The organism is Ensifer sp. 38_S197 (genome assembly GCF_056924495.1).
Map to the genome: position 1 here is coordinate 1,868,221 of NZ_JBXOVZ010000002.1, position 21,588 is coordinate 1,889,808.

At 62.9% G+C, this 21,588-nt stretch carries 23 protein-coding genes and 1 pseudogene; 8 read left to right on the forward strand and 16 right to left on the reverse strand.

The genetic code is table 11. From position 1 onward, the window contains the following. Window positions 1-25 precede the first annotated feature (25 nt). Window positions 26-718, reverse strand: coding sequence for a helix-turn-helix transcriptional regulator (locus AC1Z3V_RS22130; RefSeq protein WP_483501731.1), 693 nt, complete (start codon window positions 716-718; stop codon window positions 26-28). Window positions 719-849: 131 nt separating this feature from the next. Here AC1Z3V_RS22130 and AC1Z3V_RS22135 point away from each other — a divergent pair, with 131 nt between their 5' ends. The 4 genes from AC1Z3V_RS22135 to AC1Z3V_RS22150 all read left to right on the forward strand — a co-directional run bounded on the left by AC1Z3V_RS22135 (window position 850) and on the right by AC1Z3V_RS22150 (window position 3,977). After that, window positions 850-1,482 carry a LysE family translocator gene (locus AC1Z3V_RS22135; RefSeq protein ID WP_483501733.1) on the forward strand — a complete coding sequence of 211 codons (633 nt, stop codon included), beginning with the start codon at window positions 850-852 and terminating at the stop codon, window positions 1,480-1,482. Window positions 1,483-1,719: 237 nt separating this feature from the next. Further along, a complete protein-coding gene (locus AC1Z3V_RS22140; protein WP_483501735.1) occupies window positions 1,720-2,166 on the forward strand; it encodes a c-type cytochrome in 447 nt (148 codons plus the stop codon). A 163-nt stretch (window positions 2,167-2,329) separates the two neighbouring features. Further along, complete coding sequence (locus AC1Z3V_RS22145; protein ID WP_483501737.1) at window positions 2,330-3,244, forward strand: c-type cytochrome; 915 nt, start codon at window positions 2,330-2,332, stop codon at window positions 3,242-3,244. A 58-nt stretch (window positions 3,245-3,302) separates the two neighbouring features. Further along, complete coding sequence (locus AC1Z3V_RS22150; RefSeq protein ID WP_483501738.1) at window positions 3,303-3,977, forward strand: nitroreductase family protein; 675 nt, start codon at window positions 3,303-3,305, stop codon at window positions 3,975-3,977. 43 nt (window positions 3,978-4,020) lie between these two features. On the opposite strand, the gene AC1Z3V_RS22155 is transcribed toward AC1Z3V_RS22150, so the two are convergent. From AC1Z3V_RS22155 to AC1Z3V_RS22190, 8 genes are all read right to left on the reverse strand, one after another. Continuing rightward, on the reverse strand, window positions 4,021-4,608 hold the full coding sequence (locus tag AC1Z3V_RS22155; protein WP_483501740.1) for a DJ-1/PfpI family protein: 588 nt from the start codon (window positions 4,606-4,608) through the stop codon (window positions 4,021-4,023). A gap of 10 nt (window positions 4,609-4,618) precedes the next feature. Continuing rightward, the gene (locus AC1Z3V_RS22160; RefSeq protein ID WP_057250477.1) at window positions 4,619-5,122 is read right to left on the reverse strand and encodes a GNAT family N-acetyltransferase; all 504 of its coding nucleotides are present in this window, start codon (window positions 5,120-5,122) and stop codon (window positions 4,619-4,621) included. A 213-nt stretch (window positions 5,123-5,335) separates the two neighbouring features. Then, entirely contained in the window at window positions 5,336-5,749 is a 414-nt protein-coding gene (locus tag AC1Z3V_RS22165) for a MerR family transcriptional regulator (RefSeq protein ID WP_429808019.1), read from the reverse strand. Window positions 5,750-5,884: 135 nt separating this feature from the next. Further along, the gene (locus tag AC1Z3V_RS22170; protein WP_483501741.1) at window positions 5,885-6,679 is read right to left on the reverse strand and encodes an alpha/beta fold hydrolase; all 795 of its coding nucleotides are present in this window, start codon (window positions 6,677-6,679) and stop codon (window positions 5,885-5,887) included. Window positions 6,680-6,756: 77 nt separating this feature from the next. Beyond that, complete coding sequence (locus AC1Z3V_RS22175) at window positions 6,757-7,224, reverse strand: hypothetical protein (RefSeq protein WP_483501743.1); 468 nt, start codon at window positions 7,222-7,224, stop codon at window positions 6,757-6,759. 104 nt (window positions 7,225-7,328) lie between these two features. After that, the gene (locus AC1Z3V_RS22180; protein ID WP_483501744.1) at window positions 7,329-9,662 is read right to left on the reverse strand and encodes a glucose/quinate/shikimate family membrane-bound PQQ-dependent dehydrogenase; all 2,334 of its coding nucleotides are present in this window, start codon (window positions 9,660-9,662) and stop codon (window positions 7,329-7,331) included. A gap of 409 nt (window positions 9,663-10,071) precedes the next feature. After that, a complete protein-coding gene (locus tag AC1Z3V_RS22185) occupies window positions 10,072-11,577 on the reverse strand; it encodes a protein adenylyltransferase SelO (protein WP_483501745.1) in 1,506 nt (501 codons plus the stop codon). 232 nt (window positions 11,578-11,809) lie between these two features. Continuing rightward, entirely contained in the window at window positions 11,810-12,766 is a 957-nt protein-coding gene (locus tag AC1Z3V_RS22190) for a homocysteine S-methyltransferase family protein (protein ID WP_483501747.1), read from the reverse strand. Between the two features lie 238 nt (window positions 12,767-13,004). Between AC1Z3V_RS22190 and AC1Z3V_RS22195 the strand changes: the two genes are divergently transcribed. Beyond that, window positions 13,005-13,622: a TetR/AcrR family transcriptional regulator gene (locus AC1Z3V_RS22195; protein ID WP_429808038.1), complete on the forward strand. Its 618-nt coding sequence runs from the start codon at window positions 13,005-13,007 to the stop codon at window positions 13,620-13,622. Between the two features lie 74 nt (window positions 13,623-13,696). Here the strand turns inward: AC1Z3V_RS22195 and AC1Z3V_RS22200 are convergent, their stop codons facing one another. The 4 genes from AC1Z3V_RS22200 to gstA all read right to left on the reverse strand — a co-directional run bounded on the left by AC1Z3V_RS22200 (window position 13,697) and on the right by gstA (window position 17,748). Then, complete coding sequence (locus tag AC1Z3V_RS22200; RefSeq protein ID WP_483501749.1) at window positions 13,697-14,215, reverse strand: DUF1697 domain-containing protein; 519 nt, start codon at window positions 14,213-14,215, stop codon at window positions 13,697-13,699. 127 nt (window positions 14,216-14,342) lie between these two features. Continuing rightward, complete coding sequence (locus AC1Z3V_RS22205) at window positions 14,343-16,451, reverse strand: S9 family peptidase (protein WP_483501751.1); 2,109 nt, start codon at window positions 16,449-16,451, stop codon at window positions 14,343-14,345. Window positions 16,452-16,741: 290 nt separating this feature from the next. After that, on the reverse strand, window positions 16,742-17,137 hold the full coding sequence (locus AC1Z3V_RS22210) for a nuclear transport factor 2 family protein (protein WP_483501753.1): 396 nt from the start codon (window positions 17,135-17,137) through the stop codon (window positions 16,742-16,744). After that, window positions 17,134-17,748, reverse strand: a complete 615-nt coding sequence (gene gstA, locus AC1Z3V_RS22215) for a glutathione transferase GstA (protein ID WP_483501755.1) — start codon at window positions 17,746-17,748, stop codon at window positions 17,134-17,136. The genes AC1Z3V_RS22210 and gstA overlap by 4 nt, the downstream gene beginning before the upstream one ends. 202 nt (window positions 17,749-17,950) lie before the next feature. Here gstA and AC1Z3V_RS22220 point away from each other — a divergent pair, with 202 nt between their 5' ends. Further along, window positions 17,951-18,295, forward strand: a complete 345-nt coding sequence (locus AC1Z3V_RS22220) for a winged helix-turn-helix transcriptional regulator (RefSeq protein WP_483501756.1) — start codon at window positions 17,951-17,953, stop codon at window positions 18,293-18,295. 3 nt (window positions 18,296-18,298) lie between these two features. On the opposite strand, the gene AC1Z3V_RS22225 is transcribed toward AC1Z3V_RS22220, so the two are convergent. Further along, window positions 18,299-19,015, reverse strand: coding sequence for a substrate binding domain-containing protein (locus tag AC1Z3V_RS22225; protein ID WP_483501758.1), 717 nt, complete (start codon window positions 19,013-19,015; stop codon window positions 18,299-18,301). Between the two features lie 92 nt (window positions 19,016-19,107). Next, window positions 19,108-19,248, reverse strand: a pseudogene (locus AC1Z3V_RS22230) (helix-turn-helix domain-containing protein); the annotation flags it as partial. A gap of 136 nt (window positions 19,249-19,384) precedes the next feature. On the opposite strand from AC1Z3V_RS22230, the gene AC1Z3V_RS22235 reads away from it, so the two are divergent. Then, window positions 19,385-19,657 (forward strand): DUF2798 domain-containing protein, encoded by a 273-nt coding sequence (locus AC1Z3V_RS22235; RefSeq protein WP_429808055.1) that lies wholly within the window; start codon window positions 19,385-19,387, stop codon window positions 19,655-19,657. Window positions 19,658-19,991: 334 nt separating this feature from the next. Here AC1Z3V_RS22235 and AC1Z3V_RS22240 read toward each other — a convergent pair whose 3' ends face one another. After that, window positions 19,992-20,822, reverse strand: coding sequence for a VOC family protein (locus AC1Z3V_RS22240; protein ID WP_483504131.1), 831 nt, complete (start codon window positions 20,820-20,822; stop codon window positions 19,992-19,994). A gap of 338 nt (window positions 20,823-21,160) precedes the next feature. Between AC1Z3V_RS22240 and AC1Z3V_RS22245 the strand changes: the two genes are divergently transcribed. Further along, the gene (locus AC1Z3V_RS22245; protein ID WP_483501760.1) at window positions 21,161-21,583 is read left to right on the forward strand and encodes a universal stress protein; all 423 of its coding nucleotides are present in this window, start codon (window positions 21,161-21,163) and stop codon (window positions 21,581-21,583) included. The last annotated feature ends 5 nt before the right edge of the window (window positions 21,584-21,588 follow it).

The window sequence follows — 21,588 nt, forward strand, 5'->3', positions numbered from 1 at the left end:
CTGAGCCCTGCTGTCGCGTGCGGCGTCAGGCTGCCGGCGGCGTACGCCAGCCGCTGATCCACAGTTCCCGAAGGCGGTTTCCCTCGCCCGGGAAATAGGCGCCCGCCGCTTCGCAATGTTCGACGCGGTCCGCCCGGAAATTGCGGATCGCCTTCCGCAACTCACACCAGGCAACGATGTTGGCGGTTTCGGAATAGTAGATCAGCGCCACCGGCTGGATCGTTCTCTCCGTCGCTCGACCGAGTTCATCGCGATAGTTGAGTTCGAGCTTCTGTTCGTCGCGGATTGCCCGGCGCACCAGGGCAAGATCGATGCCGGCGGGCGAGGGGGCAATCGTTCCCCAGGCGTGCAGCGCCTGCGAGCGGAAGGCGAGCCGCAGCGGTTCGGGCACTGCGGCGGTGATCTTCTGGTTGACGCTGACGGCCGCCGCCTTCAGTTCCTCGTCGCCGGTCCGCGACAGCAGCGCCAGCGCCACGGCAATCGCTTCCGTTTCCTCGATCGAGAACATCAGCGGCGGCAGGTCGAAGCCGGGTCTGAGGATATAGCCGATGCCGCGCCCGCCCTCGATCGGCACCCGCATCGCCTGGAGTGCTGCGATATCACGGTAGATCGAGCGCACCGTCACCTCCAGCGTCTCGGCCATCGCCGCTCCGGTCACCGGTTTTCGCGCAAGCCGCAGGATCTGGATGATCTCGAAAAGCCGTGCCGCCTTGCGCATCGAAAACCGCTCCCGTCATCAACGCTCCTGACAATACCTTGTCAGTTGCCCGGATTTATATCATCAGCCAACGAGTTGAAAAAACAGCAATTCGTCTAGAGAAATGAAAAATCGGGCGATGGACAACTGACATGACTTACACGGAAAATCTCTGGCTCTTCTTCACCTTGCTTTTCGGCATCATCATCGTGCCGGGCATGGATATGGTCTTCGTTCTGGCCAACTCGCTGACGGGTGGGCGGGCCTCCGGCCTGTCGGCGACGGCCGGCATCATGGCCGGCGGCGTGCTGCACACGCTCTATGCGGCGCTCGGTGTCAGCGTCATCCTCCACCTCGTGCCCGGACTCTTCAACATGCTGCTCGTCGTGGGGGCGGCCTACATCGCCTGGATCGGCTTTTCGCTCGTCAGGAGTTCGATCACCATCGGCGGAATAGAAGGCTCGGGGAGGCTCTCCCGCTGGGCGAGCTTCCGGCAGGGTGCGCTGACGAGCCTGATGAACCCGAAGGCCTATCTCTTCATGCTGGCGGTCTATCCGCAGTTCCTCAAACCCCAGTTTGGGCCGATCTGGTCGCAGGCACTGGTCATGGCCGCAATGATCGCGACGACGCAACTCGCGATATATGGCGGCTTGGCGCTCGCCGCCGGCCGCGGCCGCGATTTCCTGGTCGGCAGCCCCGGCGCAACGGTGTGGATCGGTCGCGCCGCCGGCGCCATGCTCATTCTGGTCGCGGTCTTCACCATCTGGCGGGGCTGGGCGAATTGACGTTCATCATGCGGAACGGCCGAAGTATAAATATGAATACAAAATTCATGTTTATTCGATTGATCGGTCGAAAGCCCGGAAAACAAGGCCGCCATTCGAAATTCTGTTGTCGTAACAAGCACATCAAAAAAATGTTACTTCCGCAGAATACTCAAGATGACATCATGCCGCGGCATTGGACATGAAGGCCAGCCAGGCAGATTTGCCAAACCGATTTGATTTGACCGGGAGATCCTGATGAAAATACGCGCACTGATGTTGGCAGCCGCTCTTGCGGGCCTGGGTGTTACTGCCGTGACGGCAGCCGACGAGCCGCAGGTGGTTCGCCAGCAGGCGATGAAGAAGGTGGGTGCAGCAACCGGTGCACTTGCCGGGATCGCCAAGGGCGAGAAGCCCTATGACGCGGAGGTCGTCAAGGCGTCGCTGACGACGATCAGCGAAACGATGAAGACCTTCCCCGAGCATTTCCCGGCCGGTTCCGAGACGGGCCACGAGACCGAGGCGAGCCCGAAGATCTGGGAAAACATGGACGACTTCAAAGCCAAGGCCGCCAAGCTCGGCACCGATGCTGCGACGGTTCTGGCACAGCTTCCCGCTGACCAGGCGGCCGTCGGTACTGCCCTCGGCGGCATCGGCAAGGATTGTGGCAGCTGTCATGAGACCTATCGCCTGAAGAAGAATTGATGGGCGGCGACGCCGCATCATGTTGACAAGAGAGGCACGCGACTTCGAGCCGCGTGCCTCGATCTGTATTTGGGGCCAGTCCGCTTGCGGCTACAGCGCCGCGCGTCTCATCAGACGCGCAAAGGTCGCTGTAGAACTTTGATTTGCTGCACGAGGGGTGACAATGGGTCGTCGCACGAGAAAGCTGATTTCGGGTCTTGTGGTGCTGGGTGTTGTCGGCGGGGCAGCCTTCTGGTGGCTGACGAAGCCGGCGCCGTGGAGTGCCTCTCATTGGGAGGGGCTCGGCGAGCCTGATCTCGCCAATGGCGAACAGGTCTTCTGGGCCGGCGGCTGCGTGAGCTGTCATGCCAAGCCGGGCGCCGAAGGTGACGCCCGCCTCGTGCTCTCCGGCGGCGCACCGCTGAAGAGCCCGTTTGGTACCTTCCATGCACCGAACATCTCGCCTGACGAGACCGCCGGGATCGGCGGGTGGACGCTTGCCGATTTCGGCAACGCGATGACCCGCGGGGTGGGACGCGATGGCGAGCATCTCTATCCCGCCTTCCCCTACGGCTCCTATGCGCGCATGACGGCGAAGGACGTCAACGATCTCTGGGGCTACATGAAGAGCCTGCCGAAGAGCGCCGACGTGGCGCCGCCGCATGAACTGCCGTTCCCCTACAACATGCGGATGGCGCTCGGTGCCTGGAAGCTGCTGTTCCTCACCGACAAGCCGCGTGTCAGCGTTGCCGGCAACGATCCGAAGCTCACGCGCGGCCAATATCTCGTCGAGGGGCCGGGCCATTGCGGCGAATGTCACACGCCCCGAAATGCGCTTGGCGGCTTCGAGCCTGACCAGTGGCTTGCGGGTGCGCCGAACCCGGAAGGTAAGGGCCGAATCCCCGACATCACGCCCGGCTCCAAGAGCATTGGTAGCTGGAGTGCCTCGGACATCGCCTCCTATCTGGAAACCGGTTTCACCCCGGAATTCGATTCCGTCGGAGGCTCGATGGTCGAGGTGCAGAAGAACATGGCGAAACTGACGCCGGCCGACCGGGAGGCGATTGCCGCCTATCTCAAGGCGGTCCCGGCGCTCTGACGCTTGATCTTGGCTGCAAGGCGCGCTCAACTCCGTGAACCGTCGAGGAGGAGATTGAATGCGCCCACACGAAACCGTGCCCTATGACCAATGGATCGAACGCAGCCCCGAGGAGATGGCGACACGCGCCGCCGACTTCTATGAGGAGATCAACCGTCGGCGCACCACACGCTATTTCAGCGATCGCGCGGTGCCGCGGGAGGTGATCGAGACCTGCCTGAAGGCGCCGGGCACGGCGCCGAGTGGCGCCAATCATCAGCCCTGGCATTTCACCGTCATCGAGAGTGCCGCAATCAAGGCCGAGGTGCGCCGCGCGGCGGAAGAGGAGGAGCGCATCTTCTATCGGGATAAAGCGCCGCAGGAATGGCTCGACGCCCTGGCGCCGCTGGGCACGGACGAGGACAAGCCTTTCCTTGAAACCGCTCGCTACCTGATCGTCATCTTCTCGCAAAAGCGCGGCGGCCCCAATCCGGGGGACCTGAAAAAGAACTACTACATCAATGAGAGCGTCGGCATCGCCACGGGCATCCTGATCACGGCGCTGCACCATTCCGGGCTCGCGACCCTCACCCACACGCCAGCGCCGATGAATTTCCTCAACGAGATCTGCGGCCGGCCGGAAAGTGAAAAGCCGTTCCTGATCCTGGTTGTCGGTTATCCCGCCCCGGATGCGACCGTTCCGGTCGCCGGCAAGGTGAAGAAGCCGCTCGACCAGATCGCGAGCTGGCTCTAGCGTCAGTCCATCCGCTCCGACCCCGTGTCCTCAGTCACGCTTCTCAGCCGACGCTGGCACTTTCGTTTACTCGATGCTCATGTCCGTAGAGGGCCAGAAAGCCGTCGAGTTCCGGTGAGCCAAGACCAAGGCCGCGCAGGATCTCGGCGGCAAAACTGATCGGTGCGGTTCCTGCAGCGGTGACGACATGGCCGCTGCGCAGCGCCTGCGACTGATCGCGATAATGCGGCCCGCCGCGATAGCCGGGCAGCGCCGCCAGGCTTTCGGCGCTGTTGCCGGTGTGGTTGATGCCATTGAGAAGACCGCTTGCGGCGAGCGCGTTGACGCCGCCGCAAATGGCCGCGACCACGCGCTTGTCGCGATCGAAAGCGCGGATCGTCGCTGAGAGATCAGGGGCCTCACCGGTCTCCCAGATCGAGCCGCCGCAGATCACCAACCCGTCGAAACCCGCAGGATCGAGCGAGTCGATCGACAGATGCGCCGAGACGTCGAGGCCACCCATCGACGTCACGCGGGCACCGTCGGCAGTGGCAACGTCGATGTCTATGCCGAGATGGGTGCGCGCCGCCGCCATCAACAGCGCACATTCCCAATCGGCGAAGCCTTCACAGAGCACGATTGCAAGGCGCATCGTTCCGTCCTCATCCAAGCTTCTGCATATAGCGCATGCCGGTCACCGGACGAGGCACGAAGCGTTCGGATTCGTAGAAATGATGCGCCTGGAAATTGCCGGTGGCGGCGCTGACCGAAAGGAAGTCGCAGCCGGCCATCTTCGCCTGCTCGCGCGCCTTGGCAACGAGGTGACGGCCGATGCCGGTGCCGCGGCTTTCAGGGCGAACGAAGAGGTGGTGAAGTTCCATGCCGCGTGCGCCCTCAGCGGCCCGGTAGATCGGCACCAGAATCGCGTAGCCGATCAGCCGGTTGCCAGCCTCGGCAACGAGCGCGGTGATCCAGGGCGTGCGGCCGAAGAGGTCGCGCTCGAGCTGTTCCGGCGTGATCGGCGCGGCGTCGCCATGGTGGGCGGCCAGTTCGGCGATCATCTCGCGCAGTTCCGGCAGGTCGCGCTGCTTGGCGCAGCGGATGGTGACCATCGGCGGCCGCGTCGACGGGACAGGATGAAGGGTGGGGATGGCGGTCTGTAGCATGTCGGCTCCTCGGGTTCTCTCGCCATCAGGAGCCGGAAAAACAAAAGCCGCCTGATGGCGGCCTTGTTGAATATGATCAGCAGGCCGCTCCTATCGGAACAGCCAAAAATACACGCGGCAAATGGGTGCGTTCTTGATCATGGGCGCTAGATTGTTCGTTTTCGCGATTTTGTCAACGGGGATTTTTCGCGCAGTCGATTATCCGCTGCCATCTCAGTGCTCGCTCTCGCACATCGAGTGGTCGGCCAAGGCCCGGATCACATAGCAGTCACCTACCGTGTGATTGCCGTCGCAGGCGACGATGCGTTCCAGCTCGTGCTCCAGCTTCTTCAGCCGGGCGATCTTCTCGCGAACGGTCGCCAGATGTTCGCTGGCAATCCGGTCGGCTTCGCCGCACGGGCGTTCCGGATGCTGGCTGAGGGCGAGCAGATCCCGGATCGAGTCAATCGACAGACCTAGATCGCGTGCATGGCGGATGAAGGCCAGTCGCTCGAGTTCGCTTTTCTCGTAGCGCCGCTGGTTGCCTTCGGACCGCTCGGGCGCCGCGATCAGCCCCATCTGCTCGTAATAGCGAATGGTCGGAATTTTCACGCCGGTGCGCCGCGAGAGATCGCCGATGGAATACATGTTCGCCTCAAACCTATAGCTTCTGGAGCAATAGATAATTGCGTGCAGCCTCGTGTCAATGGCGGGAGTGAGGGAAGGGCCCGCCTGGGCCCTTCCGAATGCGGAGACTGTGCTCTGCATCAATTCCGGCCTGGCTTAGCCGCAGTCGGGTTTGTTTCCGAGGAAAGAGAGCAGGACCTCGTCGAAAAGATCGCTTTCCTCCAGTTGCGGCGTATGCCCGCTCTTCTCGAAGGTTCGCACCGTCAGGTCCGCGAAGCTTTCCCGGTACTCGTCCCAGGTAGAGGCGGGGGCGACGAGATAGTCCGATCGGCCAAGCGCAAGCAGCACAGGCGCTATCAGTGCGTTCAACCCCTTGCGGATATCGATGTTGCGAAAGACCTCGCCCCACAGATGATCGAAGACCGCGTTGTTGACGGTGACGTCGCGCCAGAGGGGTTCGGCGTCGAAGTCGGCCTGGTGCCAGCTCTTCGCGCCAAGCCGGATCAGCAACGATTTGAACCGCTCCTCCGGCCGTGCGGCGATGTCGGCACCGAGCTTAGCCATTTCCCGTTCGAAGATTGCCTTGCGCTCCAGCGACGCGGTCTCTTCCCAGACCTGGTCGGCGAGCGCCATGTGGCGGGCCGAATGGCTCGGTCCGGTCCCGACCATGACGAGATGGCTGATGCGCTCCGCCTGCCGCTTGGCATATTCGAGCGCCATGTAGCCGTGACCGGAGTGGCCGAGGATCGCAAAACGCTCGAGACCGAGATGGGCGCGCAGCCGGTCGATGTCGGCGAGCACCGTCTCGAAGCCGATGTCGCCAGCGGAGTATTCGGTGCGGACCGGCGCAAAGCCGCGATGGTCGACGAAGATCAACCGCAGCTTTTCGCGAAGCGTCCCGGAGAAGGTGCGTGGATAGTAGATGGCGCTGCCGATGACGAGCAGCGGCATGCCGCTGCCCTCGATCGTATAGCCAAGGGCGAAGGGACCGGCGCGAAGGCTGCTGTCCGAGACCTTGCGGCAGTCGGTCAGGCGTTGTCACTGCCGCTGTCGGCGATGTCGGTGGCCGCGTTGTCACGCTGCTTCTCGACGCCCATCGCGCGTTCGATGGCCTGGCGGATTTCGTCCTCGACCGCCTTGCGCTGGTCGGCGTCCATGGCCTTCAGGTCTTCTTCGCTGAGACCGAGCGATTCGAGGATTTGCGCGCGGATCTGCTCCTCCAGGCTCATCTTCGCCCGCTTCAGGAACTCGTCGCTGACCGAATTGCCCGAGGGAGCGGCCCCTTCCTTGTCCGTGATCGAGGCCGTGCCGGGTTCGCCGCGGGTTGCGGTCGCCCACAAGGCGTTGGAGAGCGCGTTCGACGTCGACGGCGGTGCGATTGTCGGGGGAAGCCGCGGGCGCGCATCGGCGCCGGTCTCTTCGATCGGCGAAACCGTACCCATCTGCTGGCGGCGCTGGGAGAAGTAATAGCTTGAGATGCTGTTGTCGATCTTCATGGGAATCCCCCGGATTCTGTCGTCCGGGGGAAGCTGCTTTTGCGGGCTTGCGTGGAGCTTGCTCCTGCAACCTTCTAGCGAGAATTAGGGATGCTTTTCGCGCGTCAGGGCAGGGTGTAGGCGATGATGTAATCGCCCGGCCTAGTGCCGACCGAACCGTGGCCTCCGGCGACGATCAGCACATATTGCTTGTCGCCGACCGCATAGCTCATCGGTGTCGATTGCCCGCCGGCGGGCAGGCGTGCCTCCCAGAGCTGGCGGCCGGTCGTCAGGTCATAGGCGCGCAGATAATCGTCGACCGCAGCACCCAGGAAGGCGACGCCTCCCTTGGTGATCATCGGTCCGCCGATGCCCGGCACGCCCACCTTGAACGGCAACGGCAGCGGCGTCATGTCTTCGACGGTGCCGTTCTTGTGCTTGTAGGCGATCTTGCCGGTTCTGAGGTCCGCTCCGGCGACATAGCCCCATGGCGGCGCCTGGCAGGGAATGCCGAGCGGGCCGAGGAAGGGACCCATGAAGACGCCATAGGGTGCGCCTTCGTTGCGGTTGAGGCCTTGTTCCGACCCCTTCTCGTCCTGCCCCCTTGGCGGAATCTGATCACGAGGCACGAGACGCGAGGTGAAGGCGAGGTAGGTCGGCATGCCGAACATCACCTGCCGCTCCGGATCGACGGCGACGGAGCCCCAATTGAAGGTGCCGAAATTGCCGGGGTAGACGAGCGTCCCTTCGATCGACGGCGGCGTGTAGCGCCCCTCGTATTTCAGCGACCGGAAGGCGATGCGGCAGGCAAGCTGGTCGAACAGCGTGATGCCCCACATGTCCTTCTCCTGCAGCGGCGCAGGCATGAAGGTGAGGCCCGAGACCGGCTGCGTCGCTGCGCTGAAATCCTCGGGGATCGCTCCGCCCGGCGCCTGAACCTCTTCGACCGGGATGATCGGCTCGCCGCTCCTGCGGTCGAGCACGTAGATATCGCCCTGTTTCGTCGGCCCGACCAGCGCCGGCACCACGGTGCCGTCGTCCTTGGTGATGTCGAGCAGAGCCGGCTGCGCCGGCACGTCCATGTCCCAGAGGTCGTGATGCACGGTCTGGCGGACCCAGCGCACCGCGCCCGAGTTGATGTCGAGCGCAACGATCGAGGACGAATATTTCTCGACGTGTTCGCTGCGCCCCATGCCGAGCTGGTCCGGCACCTGGTTGCCCATGGGAATGAAGACCAGGCCAAGCGCTTCGTCATAGCTGAACACCGACCAGCTATTCGGAGAGTTGGTCGTGTAGGTCTGGCCCTCGGGAAGCGGCGTCGTCACATCCGGATTGCCGCTGTCCCAGTTCCAGATCAGCGCGCCCGTGTTGATGTCGAAGGCACGGATCACGCCGGATTGTTCCTGGGTCGAATAGTTGTCGTTGACGGCGCCGCCGATGATGAGCTTGCCGGCAACTGCCACCGGCGGTGAGGTCGAATAGTAGTAGCCGGCCGGATTGTACTTCATGCCCATTTCGAGACGCAGCACGCCGTTGTCGGCAAAGCTGGTGCAGACGGAGCCGGTTGCCGCGTCGAGCGCGATCAGGCGCGCATCGGAGGTCGGCAGGTAGACCCGCTCGGCGCAGGGGCTGCCGGGTGCTGCGGCCGGGTCGGCCCAATAGGTGACACCGCGGCAGGTCTGATGCTGGCGGTCGGGGTTCATACCCGAGTTGGAATCATATTTCCATTTCTCCGCACCGGTCGCTGCATCGAGCGCGATCGCCCAATTGTGCGGCGTACAGGCATAGAGCGTGTCTTTCACCTTGAGCGGCGTGACCTGATAGGTCGTCTCCCCGACGTCGTCGGGCCGTTTGACATCGCCGGTCTGGTACTGCCAGGCCACCCTGAGGGCGCCGACGTTGTCCGGCGTTATCTGGTTGAGGGGCGAGTACCTTTGACCGAACGGCGTACGCCCGTACTGGTGCCATTCGCCCGGAGGCACCGAGCCTCCAAGCGGCGGACTGGCGGCAACGACATCGCTTGGCAGATCTCCGCGAATGTCGTGCGGGTCCTGCGTCAGCGCATACCCGGCCACGCCGATCGCGATGAGCACAGCGATCGCCAGCGGCCAGCCGCTCACCGCGTAGCGCTCGCCCGTTGGGCTCTCGAAGCCAAGCGGCCGGCGGACGGCCGGCAGCAGCAGCCAGAGCCCCAGAAGCACGATGACACCGCCGCGCGGGCCGAGCTGCCACCAGTCGAAGCCGACCTCGGAGACCGCCCACCCGAGCGATCCGAGGACGATGAACGCGTAGAGCCAGATCGCCGCCGATTTGCGCATGAACATGAGCACGGCCGTCAGCAGGAAACCGATCCCGACGACGAGATAGTAGGGGCTGCCGCCGAGCATCAGCAGCTTGGCTCCGCCACCGCCGAGCACGAGGCCAATGAGAGCGAAGACGATGGCCGTCAGGATGAGCATGATGGAAACTCCCGCATTGAAGAAAGGTGCCGCGGCACGGTTTTTTCCATAACGCCGGTCCCGTTCGGGGCCGCGTGAGACAGGTCTGTTTCGGAGTTGGCGGTCGCAAGCGAAGTCGCGGCAGCCGGGTGTGGAAAGGCGCGCCTGGCACCCTTACCGCTAGCACCTAACGCGCCGCACATGCCTTTCAATAGCCACAATTCCGCAACGCGGAAATTTAGCGGTGTGCAATGGGGTTGCGCTCAAGCTTAAGCGATGATTGAACACGAGGCCGATGCCGGCATGGCCCCACCCGCTGGCGAGCCGTGTCATCGCGCCGTGAAAAAACAAGAAGATAGAACGTTTCGGTGAATCAGGACCAGAAGCAGCCGGCCGGATCGCTTCGAGCTGGCGCAGCGTCAGACGACTGTCACGTGCCGCAGAAGGTTCGTAGGACTTCTTCTTCGGGCTTCGGCGGCTCCTGGTAGGCAGCAAAGCGCGGCTGGTCCTCGTAGGGCTTTGCGGTGACCTCGACGAGCGCCTCGAACAGCGAGAAATCGCCGTCATCGGTTGCCGCTGCAATCGCCTGTTCGATGCGGTGATTGCGGGGGATGTAGGCGGGATTTGCGGCCTTCATCGCGCTCGAGCGCGCTTCGGGCGTCGCCATTTCGCGGGAAAGCCGCTGGCGCCAGTTCTGAAGCCATGGCTGGATCGTCTCGGCCGAGGCGAAAGTAGCGCTAAGCGTTGCATCGCCTGCCGGATCGCGGGCACTGTCGGAAAGCCGTCGGAAGGTCAGGGTGAAATCGGCCTCGCCCTTGTGCATGGCCGTCAGCAGTGCCTGCACGAGATCAAGGTCGCCTTCTTCGCTCGTGACCAGCCCGATCTTGGCCCGCATGCCATCCAACCAATGCCGCTGGAAGATTGCGCCGTATTCGCCGAGCGCATCATTGGCCAGTTCCACCGCCTTGTCCGCATTATCGTCGAAGAGTGGCACCAGCGTCTCGGCGAGGCGCGCAAGGTTCCATTGGCCGATGCCGGGCTGGCTCGCATAGGCATAACGGCCGATCTGGTCGATCGAGGAGAATACCTTCTTGGGGTCGTAGGCATCCATGAAGGCACAGGGGCCGAAATCGATCGTCTCGCCGGATATCGTCATGTTGTCGGTGTTCATCACGCCATGGATGAAGCCGACATGCAGCCAGCGGGCAATCAGTTCCGCCTGGCGCGCCGCCACCGCCTTGAAGAAGGCGAGATAGGGCCGCTCATGGTTCTTGATCTCGGGATAGTGCCGGTCGATCGCGTAATCGGCGAGGATTTTCACGGAAGCCATGTCGCCGCGCGCGGCGAAGAACTGGAAAGTGCCGACGCGCAGGTGGCTCGCTGCAACGCGCGTGACGATGGCCCCAGGCAGGATCTGCTCGCGATAGACGGGCTGGCCTGTGACCACGGCCGCAAGCGCCCGTGTCGTTGGGATACCCAAGGCAAACATCGCCTCGCTGACGATGTATTCGCGCAGCACCGGCCCGAGCGCCGCGCGCCCGTCGCCACGCCGCGAAAAGGGCGTTTGGCCCGGTCCCTTCAACTGGATGTCGCGCCGCGTTCCGTTGCGGTCGATCACCTCGCCGAGCAGGATCGCCCGGCCGTCGCCAAGCTGCGGCACGAAGGTGCCGAACTGATGCCCGGCATAGGCCATGGCGAGCGGCTCGGCGCCAGCGGGCACACGGTTTCCGGAGAAGATCTGGGCACCTTCGCGCTCGAGCACGGCGACGTCGAGCCCGAGCTCCTCGGCGAGCGGCTTGTTGAGCTTGATCAGCCACGGCTCCGCAACGGGCGTCGGCTCGACGCGTGCAAAGAACTGTTGCGGCAGCCGCGCATAGCTATTGTCGAAGGCAAAGGCTTCGGCATTTCCGGTCGGTGAGGGGGGAGCATAGTTCATGATCAAGCGGTCAACGGCGTCTGCCGGGATTGCCCGGGGCCGTCCTTTCCGCCCAAGTCTACACGAGATCACGATGATTTTGCGCCGACTCGAGCAAAAATCATCGTGATCGATTCTTGGAAGCTGGAGCGCGATGCGGGCGGAAATCGCTCCGGCACCGTGGCTTTCGCGAGAGCGGCGGCGCCCTCCCGCGATCAGTCGCGAGAGGGCCGGGAGGGCGAGGCCCCGTGCCTCAGGCGCTAAGCGCCGTCGGTGGAAGGCAGGCCTCGCAGATTGCCGCGATATGGCGATGATCGGTGCCGCAGCAGCCACCGAGGATGCGCAATCGTGGCAAATGCGCCGTCAGTGTTCTGTACCGCCGCCCGAGGTCGACGGGATCACCGGCATCGAGCGTTTCGCTGTCGTCGAGCTCGGTGTGGCTCATCATCGAGGCATTGGCCCGGATTCCGGCAACGCGTTGCGTCCAGGTGGCTTGAGCGTCGAGAACCGTTTCGAAATGGCTCGGATGGGCGCAGTTGATCATGTAGTAATGCGGATAGCCGCCGGTCGCAGCGTCGACGGTCTCGACCGCAGCCTGAAGCGTGCGGCCGTCCGGCAGACGACCATTTGTCTCCACCGTGAAGGAGATGGCTGAGGGCATGCCGTGGCTTTGAGCGGCCCGGGCGATGCCGATCGCTTCGTCGATGCTGGTCAGCGTATAGGCGCTGACCATATCCGCCTCGCTGGCCGCAAAGGCCGAGATTTGCGGCGAATGATAGTCTTCGGCCTCGTCAGGACTCATACGGCCCAGGCGGTAGCCGTCGCCACGCGGACCGATCGCTCCGCTGAGCACGATCGGTGCCTGTGGGCGCTCGTATTCGGAGCGCAGTTCCGAGAGGATGTAGATGGCGTTCTGGTTTGTGACGGCCAGCGCCTCGTCATTATAGCCGAGCTTGACGCCCCAGTCCGAGCTTGCGCGCCAGGTGGGCGTATCGAGCACGAAGCCGGTGCCATGTTGCTGGGCGATAGCGAGGTAACGTGCGTAGTAGTTCAGCAGCCGCCGCCGCCCATCGGCGGTTGAAAGCAACACGAAGGCTGCGAAATGCGGAAGCGGGACGCCTTCGTGGAAAATCAGCGTCGTCTCCATGCCGCCGTCGCTCAGGAACAGCCCACCCTTCAAGAGTGGCAGGCTCCGTCGGTATTTGGCCATGTCGGTCTCCACCGGTTCAGTCTTGCTGATGGGCTCGGGGACGCCTCCTTTCCCGCGGAACCAAGTAAATTACTGCCTTTTTATCGTCTTCTAAACTAGACGACTTAAGGTATACTATTGCTAATATACCTGCATATTGTAGCGAAATCAGTAACTTACTGCGTTGGTTCCGTCACGGCGTCGCCGGCTGGTGGCCCCTTCGTTGTCGGAAACCGCACCAATGGTAGGGCACCGGCTAATGCGAAAGGGTGAGGAAACGCGTGCGAGGATCCTCGACATCGCGGAGGCGGCGGTGTTGGCGAAGGGTTTCGGCGCGACCTCGATCGACGAACTGATCGCCGAGATCGGCATTACCAAGAGCGGTTTCTTCTACCATTTCCGCGACAAGAACGAGCTCGCACGGGCGCTGCTTGAACGCTACATCGAGAACGACGAGCGCATCTACGACGAGATCTTTGGTCGGGCCCATCAATTGGCCGACGACCCGCTCCAGGCTCTCCTGCTCGGCTTGAAACTGCTGTCCGAGACGCTGTCCGACCTGCCGAACGGCCACCCCGGTTGTCTGGTCGCGGTGATGTGTACCCAGGAACGCGCCTTCGATCGCGAGATCCAGGAGATCAATCGGCAGGCGGCGCTGATGTGGCGCCGGCGCTTCGGCGCGATGTTCGAGGAGATCATGCGGGTTTATCGGCCGCGCGAACCGCTGGATGTCGATCAACTCGCCGACATGGTTTCGACGGTGCTCGAAGGCGGCATCATTTTGTCCAAGGCGTTGAAGCAGCCGGAGAGCCTGCCGCAGCAGTTGCTCGTGCTCAGATCCTTTGTCCGGCTGCTCTTCCAGCCGGTGACCGCCTGAGGCATGCCGCGCGAAAGGGCCAAGCGGTCTTGCGACAACAGAAAATGCGCCTCAGTTCGGCTAGAGAAAACGGATTAATCTTCCATTTCGAGCGCCAGAGCAGCGAGCTTGCGCACCGTGTTGAGGTTGCGGGCGGTGCCGGATTTCGCCGCCGGCAGCTTGAGTTTCGAACGGCCGGAACCGTTCGGAAAATGGATGTAGATTTCGCTTCCAGCCAACCGCGCTTCCTCGCCATCCGGGGCAACGAGCTTGTCGAGTGCGTCCGCCGGTGCGGGCTCAGAAAGGAAGACGACGTGCAGCAGGTTGGGTTGAGCGTCCGGGAACGGCGCGCGATCGGCGATCGCCTGCAATTGTGCGCCGGTCCGGATCATCACGCCCGGCGCCTTCCCGAGTTTTTGCTTAAGGGCGTCGTCCAGCATCGCTGCTGCTTTCGCTGCCGGCAGATCCGAGCGGAACAGCACGTTGCCGCTCTGGATGTAGGTCTTGACGTCGGCAAAGCCGAGCCCCTCGCAGATCGCCTTGAGGTCGGCCATCGCCAGCGATGTCGTGCCGCCGACATTGACGGCACGGAGCAGGGCGACATGAACGGGCATGCGGGACCTCCTGGATCACGACGATTTTGGACCGGATCGAGCCAAAATCATAAACGTGATCGATCGTGATGGGTTAGAGCGGGATGCGGGCGGAAAGCCGGGAACACTTTTCCTCATCCCGCTCTGCTTACATCTTGCCGGCGACCTTGATGGCGAAGGCATATTCGAAGGCGATCTCTTCGAGCCGCTGGAAGCGCCCTGAGGCACCGCCATGGCCTGCATCCATATTGGTCTTCAGCAGAATCGGCTCGCTGCCGGTGGTCTTTTCGCGCAGCCGCGCAACCCATTTCGCCGGCTCCCAATAGGTGACGCGCGGATCGGTCAGGCCGCCGAGAGCGAGGATCGCCGGGTAGGACTTGGCGTCGACATTGTCATAGGGCGAATAGCCGGCGATGATGTCGTAGAATTCACGGCTTTCGATCGGATTGCCCCATTCCGGCCACTCCGGCGGCGTGAGCGGCAGGGTGTCGTCGAGCATGGTGTTGAGCACGTCGACGAAGGGCACGGCGGCGATGATGCCGGCGAACTTTTCCGGCGTCATGTTGGCGATCGCGCCCATCAGCATGCCGCCGGCCGAGCCGCCCTCGGCGACGATCTTCGCGTAGGACGTGAACTTCTGTTGATTCAGATAGTCAGCGGCGGCGATGAAATCCTTGAACGTGTTGGTCTTCTTGGCCATCTTGCCGTCTTCGTACCAGGCAAAGCCGCGATCCTTGCCGCCGCGGATATGGGCGACGGCATAGACGAAGCCGCGGTCGGCAAGCGACAGGCAATTGGTGTTGAAACCGGCCGGAATGGTGATGCCGTAGGCGCCGTAGCCATAGAGCAGGCATGGAGCCGAGCCGTCGAGCGGCGTGTCCTTGCGGTAGAGCAGCGTCACCGGCACTTCGGTACCGTCCCAGGAGGGAGCGAAGACGCGCCGGGTGACATAGTCGTCCGGGTTGTGGCCGGAAGGCACTTCCTGGGTCTTCAGCAACGTGCGCTCGCGCGTCGCCATGTCGTAGTCGAAGAGCTGCGACGGCGTCGTCATCGACGAATAGGAGAAGCGGATGACGTTGGTGTCGTATTCGGCGGCACCGGAAAGGCCGAGCGAATAGGCCTCTTCCGCAAAGGCGATCGCATGCTCTTCACCGGTCTGCCGGTCGCGGATGACGATCTCCGGCAGGCCTTCGCGCCGCTGCAGCCAGACGAGATGGCGGGCATAGGCCATGTGACTGAGGATGAGCGTGCCCGGCTTGTGCGGCACGACCTCGCGCCAGTTTTCCTTGCCGGGCGCGTTGACCGGCGCCTCGACGATCTTGAAGTCCTTGGCACCGTCGGCATTGGTCAGGATGTAGAAGACGTCGCCGCCTTCGGTCATCGAATATTCGAGCCCGGTCACGCGTTCGGCAACGAGCCTCGGTTCTGCCGTCAGGTCACTGGTAGAGAGCAGCCGGTATTCGCTGGTCTCGTGATCGTGGATGTCGATATAGATGAAATCGTCGAGCAGCGAACCGCCGACCGACATGAAGAAGCCGGGATCATCCTCTTCGTAGACCAGCCGGTCGTCCGCTTGGCTGGTGCCGAGCACGTGGTGGAAGATCTTCGACGGGCGATGGTTGTCGTCGAGCACGGTATAGAAGAAGCTCTTGCCATCGGGCGCCCAGACGCCGCCGCCGCCGGTATTCTCGATCACGTCGGCCAGATCCTGGCTGGTGGCGAGATCGCGAACCCTGAGCGTGAAGTATTCCGAGCCCTTGTCGTCGTAGCCCCAGATGCCGAGGCTGTGATCGGTCGAATGGTCGAGGCCGGCGAGGCGGAAATAGGCCTTGCCTTCCGCCTCCTTGTCGCCGTCGAGCAGGAGCTGGCGGATCGCCTCATCTTTGTGGTCGCCGTCGCGGGGAATGCGGAAGTAGCGTGGCTGCTCGCCGCCGGTGACATAGGCGTGGCCATAGGCATACGGACCGTCCTTGACCGGTATCGAACTGTCGTCTTCCTTGATCCGGCCGCGCATCTCGGCAAACAGCGTCTTTTGCAGCGGCTTCGTGTCGTTCATGGCCGCGTTCATGTAGGCATTTTCGGCTTCGAGATGCTTGCGGATTTCCGGGTCGAGGATCGAGGGATCCCGGAACATCGCCTGCCAATTGTCCGCGCGCAGCCAGGCGTAATTGTCCGTGCGGGTAATGCCGTGGCGCGTATCGCTCACCGGCTTCTTCGCGGCGACGGGAGCTTTGGGGAGGTTGCTGAATACGGACAAGATGCGTCTCCGGGATCGATGCGGCGGGAGACATTGAGATAGAGAGCCTGGCGATAGCGATCAAGCGCAAAGGCAGCAGCAGCCGAGTGTTCGCCGTTGTCTGGGGCTGCCTTCCCCCTTGCGATCGGGGGGAAGGCTTACGTTTTCGTCTTTACCTGCCGCCGATATTTCTGACCTGCTGCCCGCCGATACCCCCTCTTCGAGCCCCTGTCGTCGTTGACGACAAAGGGGGCGGGATCCTGTTGAGCGGCAAGCAGGTCGGACACGCCCTGACCAGGGCGCCCTTCTCCTTATTGCGCGGGTTTGATGTCGTAGTGGAAGACCTTGGCGATGATCTGCCAGCGCCCGTCTACGTAGACGAGAGACAGCAGGTCGGTAAAAGCCTTTTCGCCGATGGCGCATTGCACTTTCGCGAGCGCCGTCACCGGCCCTGCGAATTCGATCGAAAGGATACGGTCGGCGCGCTCCTCGCCACGGCTGGCCGGTGACGGGCGTCCGTCGACGATCGGAAAGTACCTGTCCATGTCAAGCTCGAGCAGGGTGCCGTCCGTTGCCGTGGCGTAGAGCGCCTTCGGATGGAAGACCTGTCGGAGAATACGGGTATCGCTCCGGTAGAGCCCGTCGAAATAATGTTGCAGCACCTCGACGACGGTGGCGAATTCTCGATCGGTCGACAGGCCGCTCATGCCGCGATCAGCCCCTCGCTCTGCATGGCCGCGCGCACTGCCGGCCGTTCGCCGATCCGTTGCACATAGGCTTCAAGATGCGGCCAGGGAGAGAGTGAGATGCCGGTCGCGCCGCTCCAGTTGACGACGGTGAAGAGATAGGCATCGGCGACCGAAAAGTCCGCGCCGAGCAGATAGCGGCGCCCGTCGGCGAGCAGGCTTTCGACATTGCCGAAGCGTTTGGCCACTTGCGCCTTTGCTGCCTCCTTTGCCTCAGGGCTTGCCGCACCGTTGAACAGCGGCGCGAAGGCCTTGTGCAGTTCGGACGAGATGAAGTTCAACTGTTCCTGCAGGCGGGTGCGTTCCAGCGTGCCGTTAGCCGGCGCGAGCTTTGCCTCCGGAAAGCGATCGGCGATGTATTGCACCACGGCTGCACCCTCGGTGACGACATCGCCGCTCTCCAGCACCAGGGCCGGTACATAGCCCTTGGGGTTGATTGCCTTGAAATCGGCTCCGGCTTCGGTGAGATGCGTCTTCGTATCGACCTTGACGATCTCGAAGTCGGCGCCGGCTTCGCGCAGGCTAATATGGGGGGAAAGCGAGCAGGCGCCGGGGGCGTAATAGAGCTTCATGAGCAAGTTCCTTCCTGAAATGACTGCCCCTTGTCGGGACGGCGGAACCTAAGCGGAAGCGATAACCTTTGTATATCAGATAACCTTATGTTACCTCCTTTTCCGGTTTCCCGTCGGTAACTGGTAAATTTTGTCGATGAGCTTGAAAATTCGGAAAAATCGGGCCCCGGCCTTGCCGCCCAATTGCCCGGTGGGCGAGTGCATGGTGCTGCTCGGTGGTGCCTGGACGCCGAACATCCTCTGGTCCTTGAGTGCAGGCCCGCGCCGCTTCAGCGAGCTCAGGATCGACGTTCCCGGCATTTCGGCAAAAGTGTTGAGCACACGCTTGAAGGAACTTGAGGAGAAGGGGGCGATCGACCGGCGGATTGTCCCGACCTCGCCGCCCTCCGTGGAATATAGCCTCAGCGATCTCGGCCAGGAGTTCATTCCGGCAATCCATGCCATCGTCGAGGTCGGTTACCGGCTGAAGCAGCGGCGTGCGGCCGAGCAGTTGCCTGCCGAAGCCGCGGCGCCGACTGCCGCGCCCGCTGCTGCCGCCGGCGCGTGAAACCTACCAACGCCCTTTCAGCGATTGCGCGGCGTGCTCGATGAACGCCCGGACCTTCGGGGTTTCCGCCTGGCGGTCGGCAAAGCAGGCGTAGAAGTCGAAGGGCTCGTGGTCGGTGTTGGCCACCCCCTCGCGTGGCAGGCCGCCGAACAGCGGCACGACCAGGCCACGCTCGATCAGCGGCGCGGCGATGAAGGCGCCGAGGCGGGTAATGCCGGCGCCGGCGATCGCCATTTCCGCCAGCGTATCGATGTCGTTGCTGACGATCGTCGCCTTCAGTTCCGGCTCGAAGCGCAGGCCGTCGCGGGTGAATGCCCAGCGAAAGATACGCCCATGCCCGGCATAGCGATAGACGAGGCAATCGTGGTGGATGAGGTCTTCCGGCCGTTGCGGAAGGCCACGTCGCTCCAGATAGGACGGCGCCGCGCAGATCATCATCGGCACTGACGCAAGCTTGCGCGCGATCAGGCCCGGTTCCAATTGCAGGCCGAAACGCACGCTGATGTCGATACCTTCGCCGATATGGTCGATCTCGCGGTCGGTGACGACGAGTTCGATCGAAACATCGGGATACTTTGCGGCGAAGGACGGCACCAATGGCGCCACCACGTGGCGACCGAAGGCGACGGAGGAGGCGATCTTGAGGGAGCCACGCGGCTCGGCGTTGAGCGCGGAGACGGCGGCTGCGGCGAGCTCCAGTTCATGAACGACGCCGCGCACCCGCTCGTAATAGATCCGGCCGCTCTATAGATCCGGCCGCTCTCGGTCAGGCCGAGCTGGCGTGTGGTGCGGCTCAAAAGCCGGCTGCCGAGCGTTCGCTCCAGGCGCGCGATGTTCTGGCTTGCCGAGGCGGGGGTGATCCCGAGCTTTCGCGCGGCCGCGGCAATGCTGCCTTCCTCGACGCTTCTGACGAAACTCTCCACTCCGCGCAGCGTGTCCATAAGTCTACCCATCGAATGCTTGCACCTATTCGATAGTTTTGCCTATTTCTGAAGGAGCCTGCAATGGCCTACTTCGCTGGGCCGCTATCCGTATAGTGCGCTCTGAAGCGAGGGGATGGTCCTCTCGGTCATCTCAGGAGAGCTTCTGATGGAAGATACCCTATCGGCTCCGCGGATCGCGCGTCGCCGCAAGCTGCCGCCACGAGCGGTGCCCGTCGCCTTTGCCTTCTTCATGTCGGCGATCATGGCGTTTCTGATGTGCTGCGTCATCGTTGGCGCAAATACAGGAATTGATGCCGGCTATCCGGCCCGCGTGCTCAGTTCCTACGGGCTGGCGATGCCCGTCGCCTTCATCTGCGTGCTGCTCGTGCGACCGTTGGTTGCCAGGCTGGTCGGCGTCGTCTGCCGTCTACCCGGCTGAGCGAAGCACCGTCCCGGAAAGCCGGGACGGGCAGTTCCGTGTATCGCGATCGGATGAAGCGGAAGAGCGATAAATCGCGAGCGTGGCTGGCAAACAAGATATCCCGCTCAGTTGCTCCTGTATGAAGCGCGACGTTGCTTTGTTTTCGTCGGAGCAGGGGATCGTGAACAATACACATGGCTGACGTCGGAGGTCGCGGCCCCGACACGCTGGATCTGCGACGACATCGAGGCGGTGCTGCAGGCCCAGCAAAAAATACGGCCGCAGTGCCCGAGCCGGCTGCGGCCGACGAGTTACCGCAAACTCCATTCGTCTGCGGCCCGGGAGAGAGGGGTCAGGCGACCAGCTTGAGGCCGATGCCCCAGGGGTCGATGAGGCTGTAGCCATCGCCGGCGCGGCTGACCGGAATTTCCAGCGCATCGAGCTTGGCCAGCGCCGCCGCGAGTTCCGCCGGGTCCTTGTACTGGATCGTGTAGTCCGAAAGCCCGGTCATGTGGCCTTCGCGCTTGGGCGCGCCACGCGAATTCCAGATATTGGCGGCGACGTGGTGGTGATATTTGCCCGAGCCGAAGAAACTGGCGCCCGGATAGCGGGCCATCAGCCCGAGACCCAATACGTCGCGGAAGAAGGCATCGGCCTGAGGAATATCGGAGACCTGCAGATGGATATGGCCGATCGCGGTTCCATCGGCCATCCCGTCCCAGTCATCCTTGGGCGCTTCGTCATAGAGCGCCTGGAGATTGAGCGGCAGTGTGTCCATGCCGACGGTGCCGTCGGGCTTGAAGCTCCATTCGGAGCGGGGCCGGTCACGATAAACCTCGATGCCATTGCCTTCGGGATCGGCGAGATAGATGGCCTCGCTGACCAGATGATCGGAGGCGCCTTGCAGCCGGATGTTGTTGTGCGCGGCGTGGGCCAGCCAGCGAGCGAGTTCTTCCCGGCTCGGCACCAGAAAGGCGTTGTGGAAGAGGCCCGGCGCATTGCGGGGTGCCCTGGCGGCGTTGCCTTCGGTCGTCAGGCTGAGAAGCGGACGGCCGGCGACGCCGAGTGTCTCGCCGTTTTTGCCGGTTTCGATCGGCTTCAAACCGATGATCTTCTGGTACCAGGCCGAAACGACGGGCAGATCCTGGACGACCAGGTGTGCGTGGTCGACATGCGCCGGCATGGCAATGGCGTGGTCCTTCGGGATATCCGTCAAGTCTGCCTCCTTGGGCGTCGAAACTGCAGCCGGTCTGCCGGCCCAGTTTCGTTGAAACTGTTGTTGGGAATATGGGCCGGCGCGTCCGTTCACGGAAGCCCGTCAGTCGCTTGATGTTGTGTTCGATGAGCGTTGACAGTGGTTGCCGTCGCCCTACCTCCACTTGTGTAGGGTCACGCGAGCGCGGCGCTTTCGATTTGATTTCAATCAAAGCCGGGAAAGCGGTCGAGGCGCAATCTCCAGACGAGGGATTCGCCCGCCACATCTGGCGCGGCGATCCGTGAGGGCAACAGAAGGAGTACAGCATGTACAAGAAGATCGTCGTCCCGATTGCCATGGACCAGCTCGAGCACGGTGAATTTGTGCTGGGCATCGCCGAGAAGCTGATCGACGAAGGGGGCGAGATTGTCCTGCTCAATGTAGTCGAGGATCTGAATGCCTATGCGCAGGGCTACATGATCGTCGATTTCCCGCTGGAGATGGTCGAGGAATCCCGTAAGCAGGCGAAGAAGACACTCGAGGCCATGAAGACCAAGCACGGGATCAACGGGCGTGTCGAAATTCGCACCGGCGGCGCTGCCGGTACCATCAATGCCTTCGCGAGCGAAGAGAATGCCGATCTGGTGATCATCGCCTCCCACCGGCCGGGGCTGATTGATTACTTCATCGGCTCGACCGCGAGCCGCGTGGTCAGCCATTGCCCCTGCGCCGTACTCGTCGACCGGTAATCTGC

What these genes read in the sequence shown, in the direction of transcription:
- AC1Z3V_RS22130 (WP_483501731.1), bottom strand. Translation starts at nt 718, where the DNA reads ATGCGCAAGGCGGCACGGCTTTTCGAGATCATCCAGATCCTGCGGCTT.
- AC1Z3V_RS22135 (WP_483501733.1), top strand. Translation starts at nt 850, where the DNA reads ATGACTTACACGGAAAATCTCTGGCTCTTCTTCACCTTGCTTTTCGGC.
- AC1Z3V_RS22140 (WP_483501735.1), top strand. Translation starts at nt 1,720, where the DNA reads ATGAAAATACGCGCACTGATGTTGGCAGCCGCTCTTGCGGGCCTGGGT.
- AC1Z3V_RS22145 (WP_483501737.1), top strand. Translation starts at nt 2,330, where the DNA reads ATGGGTCGTCGCACGAGAAAGCTGATTTCGGGTCTTGTGGTGCTGGGT.
- AC1Z3V_RS22150 (WP_483501738.1), top strand. Translation starts at nt 3,303, where the DNA reads ATGCGCCCACACGAAACCGTGCCCTATGACCAATGGATCGAACGCAGC.
- AC1Z3V_RS22155 (WP_483501740.1), bottom strand. Translation starts at nt 4,608, where the DNA reads ATGCGCCTTGCAATCGTGCTCTGTGAAGGCTTCGCCGATTGGGAATGT.
- AC1Z3V_RS22160 (WP_057250477.1), bottom strand. Translation starts at nt 5,122, where the DNA reads ATGCTACAGACCGCCATCCCCACCCTTCATCCTGTCCCGTCGACGCGG.
- AC1Z3V_RS22165 (WP_429808019.1), bottom strand. Translation starts at nt 5,749, where the DNA reads ATGTATTCCATCGGCGATCTCTCGCGGCGCACCGGCGTGAAAATTCCG.
- AC1Z3V_RS22170 (WP_483501741.1), bottom strand. Translation starts at nt 6,679, where the DNA reads ATGCCGCTGCTCGTCATCGGCAGCGCCATCTACTATCCACGCACCTTC.
- AC1Z3V_RS22175 (WP_483501743.1), bottom strand. Translation starts at nt 7,224, where the DNA reads ATGAAGATCGACAACAGCATCTCAAGCTATTACTTCTCCCAGCGCCGC.
- AC1Z3V_RS22180 (WP_483501744.1), bottom strand. Translation starts at nt 9,662, where the DNA reads ATGCTCATCCTGACGGCCATCGTCTTCGCTCTCATTGGCCTCGTGCTC.
- AC1Z3V_RS22185 (WP_483501745.1), bottom strand. Translation starts at nt 11,577, where the DNA reads ATGAACTATGCTCCCCCCTCACCGACCGGAAATGCCGAAGCCTTTGCC.
- AC1Z3V_RS22190 (WP_483501747.1), bottom strand. Translation starts at nt 12,766, where the DNA reads ATGGCCAAATACCGACGGAGCCTGCCACTCTTGAAGGGTGGGCTGTTC.
- AC1Z3V_RS22195 (WP_429808038.1), top strand. Translation starts at nt 13,005, where the DNA reads ATGCGAAAGGGTGAGGAAACGCGTGCGAGGATCCTCGACATCGCGGAG.
- AC1Z3V_RS22200 (WP_483501749.1), bottom strand. Translation starts at nt 14,215, where the DNA reads ATGCCCGTTCATGTCGCCCTGCTCCGTGCCGTCAATGTCGGCGGCACG.
- AC1Z3V_RS22210 (WP_483501753.1), bottom strand. Translation starts at nt 17,137, where the DNA reads ATGAGCGGCCTGTCGACCGATCGAGAATTCGCCACCGTCGTCGAGGTG.
- gstA (WP_483501755.1), bottom strand. Translation starts at nt 17,748, where the DNA reads ATGAAGCTCTATTACGCCCCCGGCGCCTGCTCGCTTTCCCCCCATATT.
- AC1Z3V_RS22220 (WP_483501756.1), top strand. Translation starts at nt 17,951, where the DNA reads ATGGTGCTGCTCGGTGGTGCCTGGACGCCGAACATCCTCTGGTCCTTG.
- AC1Z3V_RS22235 (WP_429808055.1), top strand. Translation starts at nt 19,385, where the DNA reads ATGGAAGATACCCTATCGGCTCCGCGGATCGCGCGTCGCCGCAAGCTG.
- AC1Z3V_RS22240 (WP_483504131.1), bottom strand. Translation starts at nt 20,822, where the DNA reads ATGCCGGCGCATGTCGACCACGCACACCTGGTCGTCCAGGATCTGCCC.
- AC1Z3V_RS22245 (WP_483501760.1), top strand. Translation starts at nt 21,161, where the DNA reads ATGTACAAGAAGATCGTCGTCCCGATTGCCATGGACCAGCTCGAGCAC.